We start from the raw sequence: 17,055 nt of genomic DNA, 5'->3' as shown, positions 1-17,055 counted from the left end.
CCTGATTAATTATCCTGACGGTTTATATATACCCATCCGGTTTTACTCTCGCCTCCGCTACGTTCTATTGAATAGAAGTAGGTTCCCGTAGGCAAATCATTACCATTATTACCCTGTCCGTACCATTCGTTGGTATAATTCCCGCTAAAGCTGTAAACTTCTTTTCCGTAGCGGTTAAATATTATAAGATTGGTTACATTAAGTCCTTCCAGGTTAAAATTATCATTCATACCGTCGTTATTGGGTGATATACCTCTTGGAATAAGACAGCCCGTACCGCTAATTTCTACAGACCCCTGTACAGAACAACCCTCCGTAGTAACTATTGTGACTGTATATATCCCTTCTTCTGTAATTTCTGAAGAAGGCTGAGATGTATTGAATCCGTCCGGACCAGTCCAGCTTATATCTGCCGTGGAAGGATCAAAAGAATCGTCAACAGGTACTACATGTATCATATAAACCGTGCCCTCGCAGCCATGATCTATTTCAAAAGCAACGGCATCGGTATCTTCAATAACTATTGTGGTTTGTGTAAAAGAACAGTCTCCCAGACTTACCGTAACACTATAGGTTCCAAAATCATCTGCCTGCAGTATTGGGCTGGTTTCTGCTAAAATATCCCCCTCGTAAGTCCATTCGTAAGTAGCTTCTGCCAAATCAAAATTCTCGGGCATCACTTCAATTACCGCAAAAGAAGGATCACAAACCTCATAGGTATCACCTATACTAAAAGATGGTGTAGGATTTATGTTAACTGTAAAGCTGCTTTCATCTGCACATCCCGGCTGGGTTGTTGATTGTGCGTAGATATAAATAAGCTGTGTAACGGTTATTTCAGTACCGGCAGTAAGCATCTCTCCTGTACCTTCGCTACCTGTATAATAATTATTGTTTTCACTTAACTGTGGTAAAATATAAGAATTACATTCAGTTACATCTTCAAGTACATCGGCAGTATACTGCGGACTTACGATTAAGTTAAAACTATAAACCACATAACACTCACCTCCTGTTACCTGTACCCTTGCATATATAGCCTGAGGGTTAGATGTATTTGTATAAGGAGATTCTAAAGCTGCTTCATTATTATCAGCATCTTCCTGAGATTCGTGATAGGTTATTGTAAAATCTTCCGGATTCTGGCCAGCCAGAATAAGCTCAGTATTTTGAGTGAAGTCAAACTGGGCAGTATCCCCTTCTGCACACACAATCAAATCTACAGGGGTACTTGTAACATCTTCTATCGGGTCAAAATACTCTATGATTACAGAATCAGAACCTCCACAGGTGGTATCCATATAAATAACCTCAATAGTATACTCTCCTGATTCGGTTACCGTAAGGCTTGCTCCGGTTTCTCCCTCAATTACCTCTCCATCCTGATACCAGGTTATGGTATATAGAGTTTCATCAAGTCCACTATCAATAGTATATTCGGTTCCGGCACAAAGCGCGCTACCTCCCTCAAGAGTTAAATCTTCACCTATATCAACATTACCTAAATCAAACTGTCCAATAAATATTCCGGTATCATTACCCGTATCAAGATCGTCTGCAACTACCATTTTTATATGATAGGTTTGCCCCGGCACCACATCGGCTTCGGCATACATAACAACGGTATGTCCGTTAAAGTTTGTTGGCGCAGTCATAGGGTCTAGACCATTATAAGGTCCATAATACTTATCAAACAACTCCGGGTACTGCGACTCACAAGGGAATTCGTAAAACGGATCTACATAAGCCTCATCCCTTATGGTTTTTGAAGTTACAGGTATCGTTGTTCCCGGTATTACACCCAGGTTTGTAACGTTCCCATCAGGATCTGTAAGGAAGAAACCAAACGCATCCGAGAAAAAACACTGCCCTGTTCCGTTATATTCTTCTGAAGCGAACACAAAAGGGAACTTAATATGATTGGTTACAGGTACAAAGTCAAATTCCAGTATTGAAGCCTGATTAAGGCTCATAAGGAACGGATTGATTCCTGATTCCTGTACATAATCAAAAAGCTGATCATCTCCAGGCCACCAGTCGCCTTCTCCAAGTGGGCCATTACCCATAGAAGTATTATTAGGCCCTGTTGCCTGATCGGCTCTTCCTGTTGTAAGAAGAACACCTTCCTTCAGGGGGAAGTCTGTTGTGCCCTGACTAAAGTAAGCGATACCGTTAGATACAGCTCCGTTATCAATTCCGGTACTCCAGGTAATGTTACTTACCTGCCCGCATTCTGATTGAATTAAAATATCATTTACTATTTCATCAACTGTATATTCTTCCTGATCTATTATAATTGAATTGCCAACTGGTGTGTAAACACAAAAATCAAAACTAACAATAGAGTTAAGTTCCGGAGAGCCTCCGTCTATATACACCTGAACCCAATACGTTTCACCTATTGTCAGTCCGGTAAGCGTACTTCCGTAAGACTCATAATTACAGGCTATTTCAGTTAAGCCATCACAATCCCCTTCAAATACTGCATGAAAAGGCATTACCTCTCCTGTATGATTGCTAAGGCTTATGCTTTGTACTTCGTTAATAGCAGTGAACTGGAACCATATATCTGCCAATGGTGTTGTCCATGTACAGTTTGAAGTAATACCTGAAGCCGTAGCCCCATTCATAACTCCTGAAACTGATTCAACACATTCAATTCCCGGATTTACCGTAGCTACCGTAGCTGTATCACAATTATCATTTTCTATTGGTGTGATAAATGCAAATGGGCCAGACCATGTACTGTTACCATTCCCTCCTCCACATACTGCCCTTACATAGAAAACATAGGCAGTTCCTGAAGAAAGCTCGCTTGTTGTATAAGATGTTTCTATTACCGGAGTACCTGAAGCAGGCTCTGGCAAACCTGAAGGCAGTATGGCAACTTCCCAGTTTTCAGCAGTACCCATTTCTGCCCAGCTTACTGTAGCATCCGTAAAAGTTATATCGGTGACCGTTAGCTCCTGCGGTTTAGGACAAGGTGGAGCATCACAGTTAGGAGTACCTGTAAAAACTGTAGTGCCCTGTTCACCCGTTCCCGGCTCCATTTCAAAAAATGTCTCCATATAAGGAGTATAAATCACCAACCCTTTATCGGCAGGGTTACCCCAACCATCGGTATTCCAAAATACTTCTATCTCTGCATTAGAGCATAAAGGTATTTCTACGTTATAAGAACTGCCAAACTCAAACCCCGGACCCAATGTTGCAATAGGTACACCCGCCTGATAAACGGTCATTGTCGTATTTTCCCAACCCCAGCCTAAAGCACTGGTAAGCTCAAACTTATAAACACACTGCTCTGATAACTCACAAACAGTTGTATTAAACGCAAACGGACCTGCCCATTCGCCAGGCACTCCACCTTCACAAATAATTCTTACATAATACTCATAGTTGGTTGCAGCGGTAAGCCCCGACGCCGTAACCGGATTTGTAGTAGTGCCTTCTCCTTCGGTTTCCGGTTGTGGTGCAGGATTTCCTGCCTCGGTAATATAATATTCCCAGTTACCTGTTGATGCTCCCTCCCAACCTAAATCTATAGTATTTAGAGTTGCGTTTGTAGCGGTAAGGTCAGCCGGCGGTATACAGGCAGGATTATCACAATCCACGTCTCCTGTATACACAATAGTACTTGGAACATCCTCACCGATTGTAAGGCTAAATAATGTCTGTTCGAAAGGATTGATGATTTCGAGCCCTATTTCAAAGGTAGCACCACTGTTCCAATATACTTCAAACGGCTGACCGCTACATAAAGGAACTGTAATTGTTTGCGAATCTCCTTCTGCAAAGGTTGATCCGATGGTTGTAACAAATACACCTCCCTGGGTTATGGTCATAGTATTGCCCAAGTAACCACCTCCAAAATCACTTGTCATTACAAAAGTATATTCACACTGGTTTTCCGGCGGACATACTAATGTACTAACCAAATGAGGCCCTCCCCAAGTGCTGGTTGGCGTAGCTGTACCGTCGCACACCATACGTATATAAAAATCGTAGTTGGTTGCAGGATCAAGTCCCTCAACAGTAAACGGATTAGTAGTGGCAGGAAGCCCGGTTGTAGAACCATCAGGAGCAGCGCCACCCTCTTCAACAATATAATACTCCCAGTTTCCGGTAGCATCACCATCCCATGATAATGTAACCGAATTGAGCGTAGCACTATCTAAAGTAAGCGTAAACGGTGCCAGGCATGAAATAGTATTACAATCTACATCACCTTCGTAAAGCAATGTATCCTGAAAACCTTCTCCCGGAGCTTTTTGATATACGGTTTGTCCAAACGAATTATGAACTGTTACTCCCACCTCATTTTCATTAAAACCTCCGCCGTTCCAGTATAACTGTACAGGTATACCATGACAAACAGGAACAGTTACTTCTGCTGTACTACCCCAGTCAAATGTTTCACCAAGTACAGCTATAGTTACTCCGTTTTGCGAAACATTCATGGTATTACCGTCCCATCCGTTACCTGCAATATCAGTAAGGGTAAAAGTATAGTTACATTGTTCAGAAGCTTCACAAATTAATGTATTAAAAACATAAGGACCAGCCCAGGCACTAAATGTACCATCCTCACAATCGGACCTAACATAATATTCATAAAGGGTACCTGCAGTTAAATCTTCTACCAAATAATTAGTGTTTACAGTGGCTGTTTCACCACTTCCTGTTGGGAGGCCACTACCAGGTGACTGAATCACCACCTCCCAGGAAGTAGCTGCGGTAGGATTACTCCACGATAGTTCTACAGATGTCATATCCGAAACCGTTGGCAAACCAACAGGCGGGTCGCAATTTACCTGCTGGATTGCTATGGTGTAAGGTGTAACAAAAGATGAACTACTGGATATTACTATATAGTAATCTTCTCCGTCTGTAACTGCTATTGAGGGAATACTTGCAGATATTGATTCAAAACCTGTTGTAGCACCTGCTAAACATTCAGCCCCTATCGAGGCACAGTCCTGATAAACAAACACACCCGAAAAATTTGATGCCTCTGTTAAATTTACTGTTATCTCTCCGGTAAAATTGGCTGTGTATTGATATACCACATCATTACCCATAAGGTATTCTTCCCAAAACAGGGTACCACACCCCGTTCCCGGCGCACCACTATATATATTGGCATGATTTGCCGTATTACCTGAATCAGAGTAAGGTAATGATACAGCTATAATAGGTGCATCACAGCTATCTCCCTGAGCAATTGTATTAAAATAAAACGGACCTGCCCAGGCACTTTCCTCTCCTGTATCACATAAAGCCCTAACATAAAACTTATATTCTGTACCGGGATCCAAATCGCTTACAGAATAAGGCAGTGAACCATTATAAACCTCACCCGAGCCGATTGTTGTCCCTGCTCCTTCAAGCAACTCAATATCCCATTCGGCATTGGTATTAAAATCATCCCATGTTAAATCTGCCGAGTCAAGAGATATATTAAGGGCATTAAGGTTTTGAGGAATTATACATTCTTCAAAAACACTTACTTTATCTATAAGCCATCTGTCGGCATTATCGGCTTCCATAACAAAAGCCAGATAAATATTTGTACCTGTAAGTGCAGCCGGCAGGTTTACATTTATAAGAGTGTACTCAGTTTGGTCAGGGTTAATTTCTTCTTCTGTCCACAACATAACCTCTTCATAAGCGGCAAGGTTTGATGGGTCAGGATCTGAAGATACCATAATACGGTATACTCCACCCTGATCTCCACCAATGGTAAGTCGTGAATAAAATTTTAATAATGGGTTACCGGGCACATTAAACTGAGGAGTTATAAGCCAGTCCTGAGGAGTTACACCTGCGGGTGCATCTTCCCTATCCATAAAAGCGGCATAGCTTCCCTCATACGGAAAGTCGAAAAAACTTCCCGGCACTGACTGTTGCCAGGTTTTTAAAAGTCCGTTTCCGTTATCTTCAATTGTCCATCCCGTGGGAGGCCAGGCTCCTTCAAAACCTTCTTCGGTCAATTGGCTGTAACCCAAAAAGGAATAAAGGACCATAAAAATTATTAAAGTAATTTTTCTCATAGCGTTTTTTTAAAAGTATAATAGTTAGTCGTAAGTAGTCTTCAAGAAAAAAAGGGTTGAAGTAAGGAAACCCGAACACATTAATTTTTGGGGGCTGTGTTATGGTAAATTTACGCTCTGAGTAATATATTATCTTAAATAAAGCGTTGACATGTGTGTTGACATGAAAAGTGTTGTTTTTTGTTCCATACTTAAAATCAAACACTTATTTCACACAAAAAATTAACACAAAATATTAAAAGCTTAAGTATCTTATAGTTTTTGTAAAACCAGTTGTTACGCCTTTGTCAACACTTTCTGTATACAATGCTGTTACATCACGGTTTTTCAAAATCATAAAAAGTGCTAAAAAAGCATATTCCCTTCATCCTTCCTCTTTTCTTGTCCCAGTTCAATGCACACAGCATTTGATTAACGGAACTTTGTAATGTAAACTTTAAGATGCAATACAATGGAAGCGATAAACATTTTATACATAGGCAGGCATCCTGAAATTATGGAGACCGTTGTAAGGCTTATAAACAAAAATGAAAGCTGGAACGGATTAGGAACTACCAATGACGAGGAAGCCAAAGCACTCTTTAAGGGAGTAAGAATAAGTCTTGTACTATTGGGATGTGGCATTAGCGAAGAAGATGAAATTTCTTTAAGAATAGCTTTTGCAGCTCACAACCCCAGAGTTAAGGTTATACAACATTATGGAGGGGGTAGCGGATTGCTTTATAATGAGATATATGCCGCTTTATACAACAGGCCCGAGATAATTAACTTCTTGTCCCAGTTCAATGCATAACTTTTAAACCAACAGTAATTTTACATAACAATTTTAAAAACATATATCATGGAAAATAGAATTTTAGGCTTACACCATATTACTGCAATAGCAGGTGACGCCAAACGTAATTTTGACTTCTACTCTAAAATATTAGGCTTACGTTTTATTAAAAAAACCGTAAATTTTGACGACCCCGGTACTTACCACTTTTATTTTGGCGACGAAATAGGCAGTGCAGGAACCATACTTACTTTCTTCCCTTGGGGTGAAGGTATCCCACAAGGAAGAAGAGGCTCAGGAATGGCTACCGAAATAGGTTATTCTGTACCAAAAGGAAGCCTTGAGAAATGGGTAGAGCGATTTGACAAATACAATGTTATTTACAATAAACCTGCCGAAAGGTTTGGAGAAAGGTTCTTAACATTCCTTGATCCTGATGGATTGAAACTGGAACTGATAGAATCTGAAACTCCGGATAACAGAAAGCCGTGGGAAACCGATGAAGTAAAAGCAGATATCGCTACCCGAGGATTTCATAACGTTACCCTTACCCTAAACAATATTGCCGGCACTGCAACTGTATTGACAGAAGTATTTGGTTACAAATTAATATCCCAGGATGTTAACCGTTACCGTTTTGCTACCGATGCAGTAGAAAATGCGGCAATAGTAGATATTGTAGAGCTTAAGGATGAAAAACGAGGTCATGTGGCAAACGGAACCGTACACCATGTAGCCTTTAGGGTTAAAGATGATGAAACCTTAATGAAAATGAGAGAAAAAGTGGTGGTAGCAGGATTAAATATTACTCCGCAAATAGACCGTAACTATTTCCACTCTTTATACTTCAGGGAACCGGGAGGAGTATTGTTTGAAATAGCTACAGACAACCCCGGATTTATGGTAGACGAAAGTCTTGAAGATTTAGGTAAAGGGCTTAAACTTCCGGAACAGTATGAATCTAGACGAAGCGAACTTGAGGCTTATTTAGCACCTATTAACTAATACTTTTTAAAATGAACTTTGAACCTTTAAAATATATATACCTACCATCTCAAAATGCAGCAGCTTATACTTTACTACTGCTGCATGGTACCGGTGGTAACGAAAGAGACCTTATTCCCTTAGCCGAAAACTTTGGTAAAGAATACAACATATTAAGCCTTAGGGGAAATGTTAGCGAACATGGCATGCCACGTTTTTTTAAACGCTTAGGCATGGGAGTATTTGACGAACAGGATCTTGATTTCCGTACCGATGAAATGGTTGCTTTTATAAAGTCTATAGCCGATAAGGAAGGTTTCGATATCACAAAGCTTATAGCTTTAGGTTACTCTAACGGGGCCAATATTGCAGGGGCAACACTTATAAAATATCCTGATTTTTTAGCAGGGGCCATTTTATACAGGCCTATGCAACCGTTTAAGGAAATTAAATCTGCCGGAACAAACAACAATGTTCCTGTGTTTTTCAGCTCAGGAAGGCTTGATTCTACTGTAAACCCGAATGATACGCAAACCTACCTTAATAACCTTAAAGAGCTTGGTTTTGCAGTTGATTACTACGATATCCCAACAGGGCACAACCTTACGGCTGATGATATAAAACTAACAGCCCAATGGCTGGCAACATCCTTTAAATAATGGAAGCTTACACTATAACCCGCATATATAGTGATAGTAACGGAGACAGTCGTTTTGAGACTGTCTCTGTACCTCTTAACGATAATGGTGAAATAGGTTTTCTTTCTGAAGCTCAAAAAGCAGGGACTATCACCTTTAGGAAAGTTGTTTCTTCATACGATTATGATTTTCATAATGCACCCGCCAGGCAATACATTATACTTATGGATGGTGTTATTGAAATAGAAACCTCGCTAGGAGAAAAAAGATACTTTAAAGGCGGCGACATACTACTTGTAGAAGATACTGAAGGTAAGGGACATAAAACCCGAAACATTACAAAAGAAATACGTTCATCTATTTTTATCACTTTATTGTAACAGGTTGATTTTTGTATTCTAATTATTTGTAATTTAAACCTTTAATTTTTATACCATGTCAAATATCAATCTAATTATAGAAGAGCGCCCCAGCGACATAGGTAACTTTCTCGTAGGAAGGCTCTTACCCTTTAAAGACAAAAGAACCGTAGGTCCGTTCGCATTTATTGACCACATGGGTCCGGTGGCTTTAAAAGACAATGAAAATATGGATGTAGGTCCTCATCCGCACATAGGCCTGTCTACACTAACCTACCTGTTTGAAGGAAACATTATGCACAAGGACAGTTTAGGTACTGAAGTAGAAATAAAACCCGGCCAGGTAAACTGGATGACTGCAGGCAAAGGCATTGTACATTCTGAACGTACACCTGACTATTTAAGGCATTCAGACAAAATGCTTCATGGCCTGCAAATATGGGTTGCATTACCTAAGGAATTTGAACAAACAGAACCATCTTTTGTACATATTGAAGAAAATGAACTCCCGGCCTGGGAACAGGATGGTGTATCCGTAAAGCTTATTGCCGGAGAAGCTTTCGGTAAAAAATCACCGGTACCGGTTTACAGTAAACTGTACTATATAGAAATAAAAAGTAAAACGAAACAAAAACTGAGTATAGGCAAAGACCTTTATGGGGAAAGCGGCCTGTATATTCTTGAAGGCAGCATAGAAAGTGACGGTACCGTTTTTGAACCTAAACAGCTGCTTGTGGCAAAAGAGGCCTCGCTTTGCGAATTCACAATAAACGAAAACAGTACGGTATATATTTTTGGAGGAGAACCGTTTCCTGAGCCAAGGCATATTTACTGGAATTTTGTGGCTACTTCCTATGAACTTATTGAAGATGCCAAACAGAGATGGCTGGATCAAACCTTCCCTAAAGTACCGGGAGAAACAGGCTTTGTACCACTACCACCTCAAAACACAAACTTTAAACCAAAACAATAACCGTTATGGAGATAATTCATTATGATGATGGCAAAAAAGGCCATTTTAAAGCTATGGAAAGCGATGTTCAGGCAGGTATTATGACCTATGTTTGGGCCAACAACGATAAATTTATAATTGAACACACTATAGGCAACCCTGAATTTAAAGGTGTAGGCAAAAAACTACTGGATAAGGCAGTTGAGTTTGCCCGAGAAAAGAACATTAAAATAATACCCCTGTGTCCTTTTGCCAAAAAGATGTTTGACAGACACGAAGAAATTGGGGATGTTTTAGCAAAATAACACCCTGTTTTAATATAAGTTTAAAAATCATTACGTTTTAATAAGGTAACTTTGTGTAAACCAACATTAAACCGTAATGATTTTTCCTGTTTTAATAAACACTTCCATATTTATCTTTCTATCCTTTTTACATGTTTACTGGGCTATGGGTGGTAAAAAAGGGATGAGTGCAGTACTCCCCTCTTTTGAAGAAGGCCATGCCGTTTTTACTCCGGGTCCGCTTGTTACTTTTATCGTAGCCGCAGCAATGGGTATTTTTGCTTTTATTACTATAGGCAATCTCGATATCTTCAGGGAGTATGTAAACCTCAACATCTTTAAATATGCCACCCTGGCTATAGGTTTTATCTTTACCCTAAGAGCCATAGGTGATTTTAAATACATTGGCTTTTTTAAAAAAGCAACGGGTACCCTCTTTGCTAAGAATGATACCCGTTATTATTCGCCTTTATGTGTTGTAATTGCCTTTGTAAGCTTTTTGATATTCCTGTTAGACTAACTATTTCTTTACAGGCTTTGCCGCCTCGTTCCAGGCATCCATACCTCCGTCTAGTTCCACTATATGCTTAAAGCCTTTTTCCTGCATAATTTCAACAGCTTCGGCACTTCGCCCTCCTGCTTTACAGTAAACATATACTGTTTCATTTTTATCAAGTTTGTCAATTCGTTCGCCAAAATCCTTATCATATAAATGGATATTTACAGCTCCGTCTATACACCCTGATTTGTATTCTTTAGGCGTACGTACATCTATAATCTGTCCCTTCTCGATCTCTATCTTTTGAGCAAATTCGGTTGGGTTTATTAATTCTGTTCCTTCCTTTTGCTGTGCCTGGCAGGATATAAGTGAAATAAATAATACTGCTAAATAAAGTGCTCTTTTCATAATATGTATTTTTAATTGTATTGACAAAGTTAAGGGTAAATAAGTACTATTTCGTGCACATATTAATTCAATCTAATCTATAAATTAACATCCTATTTTTTATCCCAAATGAATAACTTCATTATTCAAATTATTATCTCCTACAAACAGTTGTTCCTCAAATGGTGCAGGATATACTATTTTTGATAAGTAGTCTATATCTATTTGTTCTTTTAAAATTTTTAATTCTTCAGGCTTTACCTTTTTATAATTTACTAAAAGAAATTCAGATACAATATCAAATAACATATAAGCAAAATCCAAGTTAGTATTTTTTGACACCTGAAATTTATCAACATAACCTACCATAATAGGAAATGCTTTGGTATTATAACTTTTATAAACAGTAGGTGGAAGAAGCGTAATATATTCCTTTGTCTTGTCTATAAAAAAACTTATCTGTAACAAACTGGTTACTTTGTTATTAACAATAATTTTCTTTTCAGTAAAAAACATTTCAACAAAAAAATCTTCTATATATTCCTTAACCTTGTAAGAAACTTTAGGTCTTAAATCAAAATATTCTTTTCCATATAAAAGATCTAATTTAAAATTATACATCTGCTTAAACTATTTAATAGGTTACGTTATTTAAATCAATAAAGTTAAGAGTAAACAAGCGTCATTTCATGTAAATGATAATTTGGTTTCAATCCTAAAGCATCAAAAAATGCTTTTGCCCCTTTATCATTATCATCATAATTTACAAAGTTTACTTTTCCCAAAGCCTGAGTAACATTGGCTAATAATGCTGTACCTATACCTTGTCTCCGGTATTCCTTTTTAACGGCAAACTGTTTTGACCTGCCGTTAACTGTATCATATACAAGATATCCGGCAAGGTTTCCTTCAACATAAGCGGCAATAATCTTTTGATCTTTCATTGTCCTTTGTACTGTTGGAGTATGGTTTTGCCATGCAGGCTGCACATCCCAAAAAGACTGTACCTTAATCCAGTCTAAATATTTTACCTCCTTTATCTCTACAGCAGGAATAATTTGTGGAGCAACAGTACCTTCATAACCGAAAAGGTCTCTTGATTTACGGAAGCCAACCTTTTCATAAGCCCTTTCGGCCTTTATATTACCATTAAGCACCTCAAGCTGATGGTGCCTGTAGCCTTGTGCTTTTAAAACAGGCAGTATGTAATTGTACATTTGTTTTGCAAGGCGCTGCCCTCTATGTGACTGTACTACTCCTGTGGCGGCATTAAAGACCCTTTTTTCTCCATTAAACTCATCAAGACCATGGAGAATAAACCCTACAAGCTTATCTCCGTCAAAAGCTCCTGCAGAGAAGCCAAGCGAAACTCCTTCGATAAAAAGCTTACGCAGAAAAATAGCTTCCTCCATCCTCATGGGGAGGGCATAATCAGAAAAAGCACTGTTAAATACCTCAAGGAGTTCAGGTATTTCAGTGCTTTCTAAAGTTTTAAACTGTATAGCCATATTGGACATTAATTGTGTCCGGCAGGCCCCCGGACCTTATTTTTTAATTATAAATGTTTCAGAAATTACTCCTAGTTGTGCCGGGGTTAATTTTGATGTTCGTTTAAGCTTTGCCGTAAACTCGGCTACTTCTTCCGCCGTAGAAGGGCATCCCAGGTTTTCGCTTTTACTGTTAAACGAATCGGCAAGCAGGCTGCCATCGGTATCAAGAATTAGCCAGAACGGAATTCCCTGACCTTCGCCTTTAAACTTCTTAAGGATATCATCTCCTCCCGGATTTTCAAGGCTTTTGTTTTTAGGCGATTCCTGCACCGTTAAAAAGGTGGTTACATAATTATCATCAAATAGCTTTTTGCAGGCAGGGCTCTGCATATTCTTTTCCATCTTTTTGCACCATCCGCACCATGAGGCATGGAAGATTACAAACACTTTTTTCTTCTCTTTTTTAGCTTGTGCATAGGCTTTTTCCAAAACCACCGACGCATCTTCCTGAGCATTTGCAGCGGTTAAGCTTCCTAAAAGGAAGAGGCAGATTAAAATTGTTTTTATTTTCATTTTTAGTTGGATTATACAATTTCATGAAATCGCAATTTAAGTAAATATAAGTAAATACCTATATCGTTATACATCGAATGATAAAAAATCTGCCGAATGTTATAACATAATTTCCATTAATAAGTGGTAATTATGCACTGTAAAACCAAAACCAACAAACAGTAGGACTAGCCATGAAAAAACACAGGGATATTCTTATTATTGAAGACGACGAAGACGACAGAGAGATTTTAAAAGAAATATTCAGGGATTTAGGTTACAAAAACAACCTGATATTTTTTAACGACGGTGTAGAAGCACTTGACTATTTAAGGAGGCCTGAGATAGAGCCTTTTATTGTGATATCCGACATTAATATGCCTAAACTGGGAGGCTTTGAATTAAGAGAGCTTATATTACAGGAAGAAATTTTTATGGATAAAGACATTCCTTATATATTTATCTCTAATGCTCAGGATGACCATTCCATAAGGCAGGCTAACAAGCTTTCCATTCAGGATTATATTCATAAAGGCAGCGACTATAACAGCTACAAAGAGCGTATAAAAGATTTGATTGATTACTGGAAGGAAAACATTAACTCATTTACTTCCAAAGGATAAAAATAAAAAAGAGCCTTTAAAGGCTCTTTTTTATTTTTATTCAGGTTGTGTTACCGGACCATCCCACTGGGTTATTCCGCCCATAAGGTTGTATGCGTTTTCTATGCCCAACTGATTCATAATGTTGCAGGCCTGTGCACTTCTTCCTCCGGCTGCACAGTACACATAATAATTTTTAGATTTGTCCAGTTCTTCTATTGCATAAATAAAGCCCTGTCCTTTATAGATATCTATATTAATGGCTCCCGGTATAATACCACGGTTCCATTCGTCTTCGGTACGAACATCAAGGATTATCGCATCTGCGTCTTCCTGTGCCTTGTCCCACCATTCCTGTTGTGATAAGTTCATTCTGAAATTTTTTACAAAGGTATTATGCTTTTATCGAACAGCCAATAGCCTTAGTTTCTTTTACGCTTACTTCTTTACCTTTTAAAAGTGAGTTTACAGCATCTTCAACATATTTTTTTGTAACTGCTGCCTCATCTTCATAGTTATCATCAATAGCCCCTATGTATTTAACCACATTACCTTTTGCAGTTTTTTGAAGTACATACACGTGAGGTGTTTTTGTAGCACCATACTGAGGATATATCTTTTGTCCTTCATCTAAAAGGTAAGGGAAAGTAAATCCTTTTTCTTTTGCTCTTGACTGCATTTTTTCAAAACTGTCGTCTTTTTGTTTTTCAGGATTGTTTGGATTGATGGCAATAACCGGATACCCCTGTTTTTTATATTTCTTATCAAGGGCAACTATCCTGTCTTCATAAGCCTGAGCATACGGACAGTGATTACATGTAAATACTACTATATAACCCTTAGCATCTTTAAAATCTTTTAATGATACTTTTTTACCATCTACATTTTTTAAACTGAAGTCTGTAGCAACATCCCCTACCTGATAGCCGCTAACCGTCTTTGCTGCTGTAAAGGCAAACAACAGGCCTATTATTGCAATTGCACCTAAAAATTTTAGTGTTTTCATGATTTATGATTTATTATGGTTTTATAAAATTGTTCAGTTCCTTTTCAAGCTCTTCATACGTAAATTGTTGTTCAAAAAACTTGCGACTATTCTTATTATATATAATTGTTGCCGGTATTGCCCCACTCCATATTGTATCAATCTTTCTTATCCAGGTATCGGCATCCGGATCTCTTAGTAAAACCACGTCACTTTGCAGTTTCTTTTTATCTATAAAAGGTATCAGGTTACTCTCTATTTTTTTATGCATATCCAAACTCACCAGAAGAACCTTCACCTTTTTATCGGCATACCCGGCATTAAGCTTTTCAAAATATGGTAGCTCTTCTACACACGGAACACACCATGTAGCCCAAAAGTTCACCACATAGGTAGTATCATTACTCTTGGTTAAAAAATATTCAAGTCCGTTATAGTTATAAGCATTTACCTTAACCCCACCCTTTTCATAAACATGTATGGGTTGTGGCTTATTTATTTCTGCAACTGCTTCTTTTGAGTCAGAATTACTGTTTTCAGTACTATTTTCTTTCTTTTCATTACACGAATACAGCAAAAATATTGCCGATAAACCTGCCATTAGCATTTTTTTCATTTTACCTGTTTTGCGTTAAGGCCTCTAAAATTAAGGCAAAAAAAGCCATCCATATACCGTTAACAAATTTTTAACAACATATTTGTATATACAAATATAAAATACACTACATTTGTACATACAAATATTGTAGATACAATTATGAAAATAGAAGAAGTTATTAAAGCAACGGCACCCATGAGTCTTCCTAAGAAGATTATCCTGAATATTATGTATACCCAAAACGTAATAGGTGAAAGCTTTAGTGAAATTGCTAAAGCTCATGATTTATCGCCTGAACAGTATAATGTTTTAAGGATACTAAGGGGACAAAAAGGTAAACCCGCAAATATGTGTGTTATACAGGAGCGTATGATTGCTAAAACGAGCAACACTACCCGATTGGTAGATAAGTTACTGCTAAAAGAACTGGTAACACGTGAAGTTTGCCCTGACAACCGCAGAAAAATGGAAGTAGCCATAACCCAAAAAGGGTTAGACCTATTAAAGATATTGGACCCTGTAGTAGATAACCACGAAGCAAAATTTTGCAATAACCTTACAGAAAAAGAACAGGAGTTGCTTAATGGACTTCTTGAAAAATACAGAAACGCATAATTAAATATATAAAGAGCTAGTCATGAAAAATTATATTGAAAGTTTAAACTGGCGTTATGCCACAAAAAAATATGATCCTGCAAAAAAGGTGTCAAAAAATGATCTTGAAACCCTTAAAGAAGCTGTACAGCTAAGTGTATCTTCTATGGGATTACAGCCTTATAAAGTGCTTATTATAGAAAATCCGGAAGTACGTGAGCAGCTTAAAGCAGCCGGTTACAATCAGGATGGTATTACCGAGTCTTCTCACCTTTTTGTTTTTGCTTATGAGAAAAACGTAAATGAAACACACGTTGAAGCTTATATGAAAAACATAAGCAAAGTAAGACAGGTTGAAAAAGAGTCCCTAAAACCATTTGAAAATATGGTTAATGGTTTTATACAAAACCAAACCGAAGAAGGCTTAAATACATGGGCTGTAAAACAGGCTTACATTGCGCTTTCTACCCTTATTAATACTGCTGCATTATTACATATAGATGCTACACCAATGGAAGGCTTTAACGCTCAGCAATTTGATGAGATACTTGGCCTTGACAAACTTGGTTTAAGCACAGCAGTTATTGCAGCAGTAGGCTACCGCCACGAAGAAGACAGTTTTCAACATCTTAAAAAGGTTAGAAAACCTGAAAACGAATTATTTATCACTATCTAATATTCTTAAATTAATTAAATTAAAAAATGAAAAATTTCAAAACAATCGTAGTTGCATTAGTAGTAGCTCTTGGTACCATAACAGCATCAGCTCAGGACAAGAAAATCAATACTTCTTCAAGCAAAATCAGCTGGGTAGGTAAAAAAGTTACCGGACAGCACGAAGGTACTATCAGCTTTAAAGATGGTGTACTTAATTTCAAAAACGGTAAACTTACAGGTGGTAACTTTACTGTAGATATGACATCTATCAACGTTACCGATCTTAAAGCTGGTGAAGGTAAAGAGAAACTTGAAGGCCACTTAAAAGCTAAAGATTTCTTTGGTACAGATAACCATGCTACTTCAAAGCTTGTTTTCAAATCAGTTAAGGCTAAATCTGCTAACGTTTATACAGTTACTGCTGATTTAACAATTAAAAACATTACTAAACCTGTAACTTTTGATCTTACCGTAAACAAGAATTCTGCAACTACTGCGTTTAATGTAGACAGAACTAAATATGGTATTGAATACAATTCAGGAAGTATTTTTGACGGTCTTGGAGACAACATGATCTACGACGAGTTTGAACTTACAGTAAACCTACAGTTCTAATTAGAGTTTAAATTGAAACAAAGAACCCCCG

At 38.0% G+C, this 17,055-nt stretch carries 19 protein-coding genes; 11 read left to right on the top strand and 8 right to left on the bottom strand.

All coding sequences use genetic code 11. The annotated features are described in order from the left end of the window. Window positions 1–5: 5 nt before the first annotated feature. Window positions 6–6,053 (bottom strand): choice-of-anchor L domain-containing protein, encoded by a 6,048-nt coding sequence (locus tag FUA48_RS09170; RefSeq protein WP_147583252.1) that lies wholly within the window; start codon window positions 6,051–6,053, stop codon window positions 6–8. Window positions 6,054–6,504: 451 nt separating this feature from the next. Here FUA48_RS09170 and FUA48_RS09165 point away from each other — a divergent pair, with 451 nt between their 5' ends. From FUA48_RS09165 to FUA48_RS09135, 7 genes are all read left to right on the top strand, one after another. Beyond that, a complete protein-coding gene (locus tag FUA48_RS09165) occupies window positions 6,505–6,846 on the top strand; it encodes a response regulator (protein ID WP_147583251.1) in 342 nt (113 codons plus the stop codon). 48 nt (window positions 6,847–6,894) lie between these two features. Further along, the gene (locus FUA48_RS09160) at window positions 6,895–7,833 is read left to right on the top strand and encodes a ring-cleaving dioxygenase (RefSeq protein WP_147583250.1); all 939 of its coding nucleotides are present in this window, start codon (window positions 6,895–6,897) and stop codon (window positions 7,831–7,833) included. An 11-nt stretch (window positions 7,834–7,844) separates the two neighbouring features. Further along, window positions 7,845–8,471: an alpha/beta hydrolase gene (locus FUA48_RS09155; protein WP_147583249.1), complete on the top strand. Its 627-nt coding sequence runs from the start codon at window positions 7,845–7,847 to the stop codon at window positions 8,469–8,471. Next, entirely contained in the window at window positions 8,471–8,830 is a 360-nt protein-coding gene (locus FUA48_RS09150; RefSeq protein ID WP_147583248.1) for a cupin domain-containing protein, read from the top strand. Before FUA48_RS09155 ends, FUA48_RS09150 begins: the two co-directional genes overlap by 1 nt. Before the next feature lie 55 nt (window positions 8,831–8,885). Next, window positions 8,886–9,782 (top strand): pirin family protein, encoded by an 897-nt coding sequence (locus FUA48_RS09145; RefSeq protein ID WP_147583247.1) that lies wholly within the window; start codon window positions 8,886–8,888, stop codon window positions 9,780–9,782. A gap of 5 nt (window positions 9,783–9,787) precedes the next feature. After that, window positions 9,788–10,066, top strand: coding sequence for a GNAT family N-acetyltransferase (locus tag FUA48_RS09140; protein WP_147583246.1), 279 nt, complete (start codon window positions 9,788–9,790; stop codon window positions 10,064–10,066). 76 nt (window positions 10,067–10,142) lie between these two features. Further along, a complete protein-coding gene (locus FUA48_RS09135; protein ID WP_147583245.1) occupies window positions 10,143–10,565 on the top strand; it encodes a DUF3995 domain-containing protein in 423 nt (140 codons plus the stop codon). On the opposite strand, the gene FUA48_RS09130 is transcribed toward FUA48_RS09135, so the two are convergent. The 4 genes from FUA48_RS09130 to FUA48_RS09115 form a co-directional block, all read right to left on the bottom strand. Then, window positions 10,566–10,952 carry a rhodanese-like domain-containing protein gene (locus FUA48_RS09130; RefSeq protein WP_147583244.1) on the bottom strand — a complete coding sequence of 129 codons (387 nt, stop codon included), beginning with the start codon at window positions 10,950–10,952 and terminating at the stop codon, window positions 10,566–10,568. Window positions 10,953–11,051: 99 nt separating this feature from the next. Further along, the gene (locus FUA48_RS09125; RefSeq protein WP_147583243.1) at window positions 11,052–11,552 is read right to left on the bottom strand and encodes a hypothetical protein; all 501 of its coding nucleotides are present in this window, start codon (window positions 11,550–11,552) and stop codon (window positions 11,052–11,054) included. A 44-nt stretch (window positions 11,553–11,596) separates the two neighbouring features. Next, window positions 11,597–12,439, bottom strand: a complete 843-nt coding sequence (locus FUA48_RS09120) for a GNAT family N-acetyltransferase (RefSeq protein WP_168196960.1) — start codon at window positions 12,437–12,439, stop codon at window positions 11,597–11,599. 36 nt (window positions 12,440–12,475) lie between these two features. Further along, window positions 12,476–12,994: a thioredoxin family protein gene (locus FUA48_RS09115; protein ID WP_147583241.1), complete on the bottom strand. Its 519-nt coding sequence runs from the start codon at window positions 12,992–12,994 to the stop codon at window positions 12,476–12,478. A 173-nt stretch (window positions 12,995–13,167) separates the two neighbouring features. Between FUA48_RS09115 and FUA48_RS09110 the strand changes: the two genes are divergently transcribed. Continuing rightward, complete coding sequence (locus FUA48_RS09110; RefSeq protein ID WP_147583240.1) at window positions 13,168–13,596, top strand: response regulator; 429 nt, start codon at window positions 13,168–13,170, stop codon at window positions 13,594–13,596. Between the two features lie 36 nt (window positions 13,597–13,632). Here FUA48_RS09110 and FUA48_RS09105 read toward each other — a convergent pair whose 3' ends face one another. Genes FUA48_RS09105 through FUA48_RS09095 form a run of 3 tightly spaced genes read right to left on the bottom strand, consistent with a single transcriptional unit; the run spans window position 13,633 to window position 15,176 of the window. Further along, complete coding sequence (locus FUA48_RS09105; RefSeq protein WP_147583239.1) at window positions 13,633–13,947, bottom strand: rhodanese-like domain-containing protein; 315 nt, start codon at window positions 13,945–13,947, stop codon at window positions 13,633–13,635. Between the two features lie 22 nt (window positions 13,948–13,969). Next, window positions 13,970–14,581 carry a thioredoxin family protein gene (locus tag FUA48_RS09100; RefSeq protein WP_147583238.1) on the bottom strand — a complete coding sequence of 204 codons (612 nt, stop codon included), beginning with the start codon at window positions 14,579–14,581 and terminating at the stop codon, window positions 13,970–13,972. Between the two features lie 13 nt (window positions 14,582–14,594). Continuing rightward, window positions 14,595–15,176, bottom strand: coding sequence for a TlpA family protein disulfide reductase (locus FUA48_RS09095; RefSeq protein ID WP_147583237.1), 582 nt, complete (start codon window positions 15,174–15,176; stop codon window positions 14,595–14,597). 141 nt (window positions 15,177–15,317) lie between these two features. Here FUA48_RS09095 and FUA48_RS09090 point away from each other — a divergent pair, with 141 nt between their 5' ends. The 3 genes from FUA48_RS09090 to FUA48_RS09080 are packed head-to-tail and all read left to right on the top strand — an operon-like array spanning window position 15,318 to window position 17,024. Continuing rightward, window positions 15,318–15,773 carry a MarR family winged helix-turn-helix transcriptional regulator gene (locus FUA48_RS09090; RefSeq protein WP_147583236.1) on the top strand — a complete coding sequence of 152 codons (456 nt, stop codon included), beginning with the start codon at window positions 15,318–15,320 and terminating at the stop codon, window positions 15,771–15,773. Window positions 15,774–15,795: 22 nt separating this feature from the next. Next, on the top strand, window positions 15,796–16,428 hold the full coding sequence (locus FUA48_RS09085; protein WP_147583235.1) for an NAD(P)H-dependent oxidoreductase: 633 nt from the start codon (window positions 15,796–15,798) through the stop codon (window positions 16,426–16,428). A gap of 26 nt (window positions 16,429–16,454) precedes the next feature. After that, window positions 16,455–17,024: a YceI family protein gene (locus FUA48_RS09080; protein ID WP_147583234.1), complete on the top strand. Its 570-nt coding sequence runs from the start codon at window positions 16,455–16,457 to the stop codon at window positions 17,022–17,024. Window positions 17,025–17,055: the final 31 nt, after the last annotated feature.

The organism is Flavobacterium alkalisoli, from assembly GCF_008000935.1.
In the GTDB taxonomy this organism is placed as follows: Bacteria; Bacteroidota; Bacteroidia; order Flavobacteriales; family Flavobacteriaceae; genus Flavobacterium; species Flavobacterium alkalisoli.
Note: the sequence above shows the minus strand (reverse complement) of the source record. Positions and strands in the feature narration are given on the sequence as shown.

Bases quoted from the DNA above. Each gene is read 5' to 3' on its own strand.
- FUA48_RS09170 (WP_147583252.1), bottom strand. From the start codon at position 6,053: ATGAGAAAAATTACTTTAATAATTTTTATGGTCCTTTATTCCTTTTTG.
- FUA48_RS09165 (WP_147583251.1), top strand. From the start codon at position 6,505: ATGGAAGCGATAAACATTTTATACATAGGCAGGCATCCTGAAATTATG.
- FUA48_RS09160 (WP_147583250.1), top strand. From the start codon at position 6,895: ATGGAAAATAGAATTTTAGGCTTACACCATATTACTGCAATAGCAGGT.
- FUA48_RS09155 (WP_147583249.1), top strand. From the start codon at position 7,845: ATGAACTTTGAACCTTTAAAATATATATACCTACCATCTCAAAATGCA.
- FUA48_RS09150 (WP_147583248.1), top strand. From the start codon at position 8,471: ATGGAAGCTTACACTATAACCCGCATATATAGTGATAGTAACGGAGAC.
- FUA48_RS09145 (WP_147583247.1), top strand. From the start codon at position 8,886: ATGTCAAATATCAATCTAATTATAGAAGAGCGCCCCAGCGACATAGGT.
- FUA48_RS09140 (WP_147583246.1), top strand. From the start codon at position 9,788: ATGGAGATAATTCATTATGATGATGGCAAAAAAGGCCATTTTAAAGCT.
- FUA48_RS09135 (WP_147583245.1), top strand. From the start codon at position 10,143: ATGATTTTTCCTGTTTTAATAAACACTTCCATATTTATCTTTCTATCC.
- FUA48_RS09130 (WP_147583244.1), bottom strand. From the start codon at position 10,952: ATGAAAAGAGCACTTTATTTAGCAGTATTATTTATTTCACTTATATCC.
- FUA48_RS09125 (WP_147583243.1), bottom strand. From the start codon at position 11,552: ATGTATAATTTTAAATTAGATCTTTTATATGGAAAAGAATATTTTGAT.
- FUA48_RS09120 (WP_168196960.1), bottom strand. From the start codon at position 12,439: ATGGCTATACAGTTTAAAACTTTAGAAAGCACTGAAATACCTGAACTC.
- FUA48_RS09115 (WP_147583241.1), bottom strand. From the start codon at position 12,994: ATGAAAATAAAAACAATTTTAATCTGCCTCTTCCTTTTAGGAAGCTTA.
- FUA48_RS09110 (WP_147583240.1), top strand. From the start codon at position 13,168: ATGAAAAAACACAGGGATATTCTTATTATTGAAGACGACGAAGACGAC.
- FUA48_RS09105 (WP_147583239.1), bottom strand. From the start codon at position 13,947: ATGAACTTATCACAACAGGAATGGTGGGACAAGGCACAGGAAGACGCA.
- FUA48_RS09100 (WP_147583238.1), bottom strand. From the start codon at position 14,581: ATGAAAACACTAAAATTTTTAGGTGCAATTGCAATAATAGGCCTGTTG.
- FUA48_RS09095 (WP_147583237.1), bottom strand. From the start codon at position 15,176: ATGAAAAAAATGCTAATGGCAGGTTTATCGGCAATATTTTTGCTGTAT.
- FUA48_RS09090 (WP_147583236.1), top strand. From the start codon at position 15,318: ATGAAAATAGAAGAAGTTATTAAAGCAACGGCACCCATGAGTCTTCCT.
- FUA48_RS09085 (WP_147583235.1), top strand. From the start codon at position 15,796: ATGAAAAATTATATTGAAAGTTTAAACTGGCGTTATGCCACAAAAAAA.
- FUA48_RS09080 (WP_147583234.1), top strand. From the start codon at position 16,455: ATGAAAAATTTCAAAACAATCGTAGTTGCATTAGTAGTAGCTCTTGGT.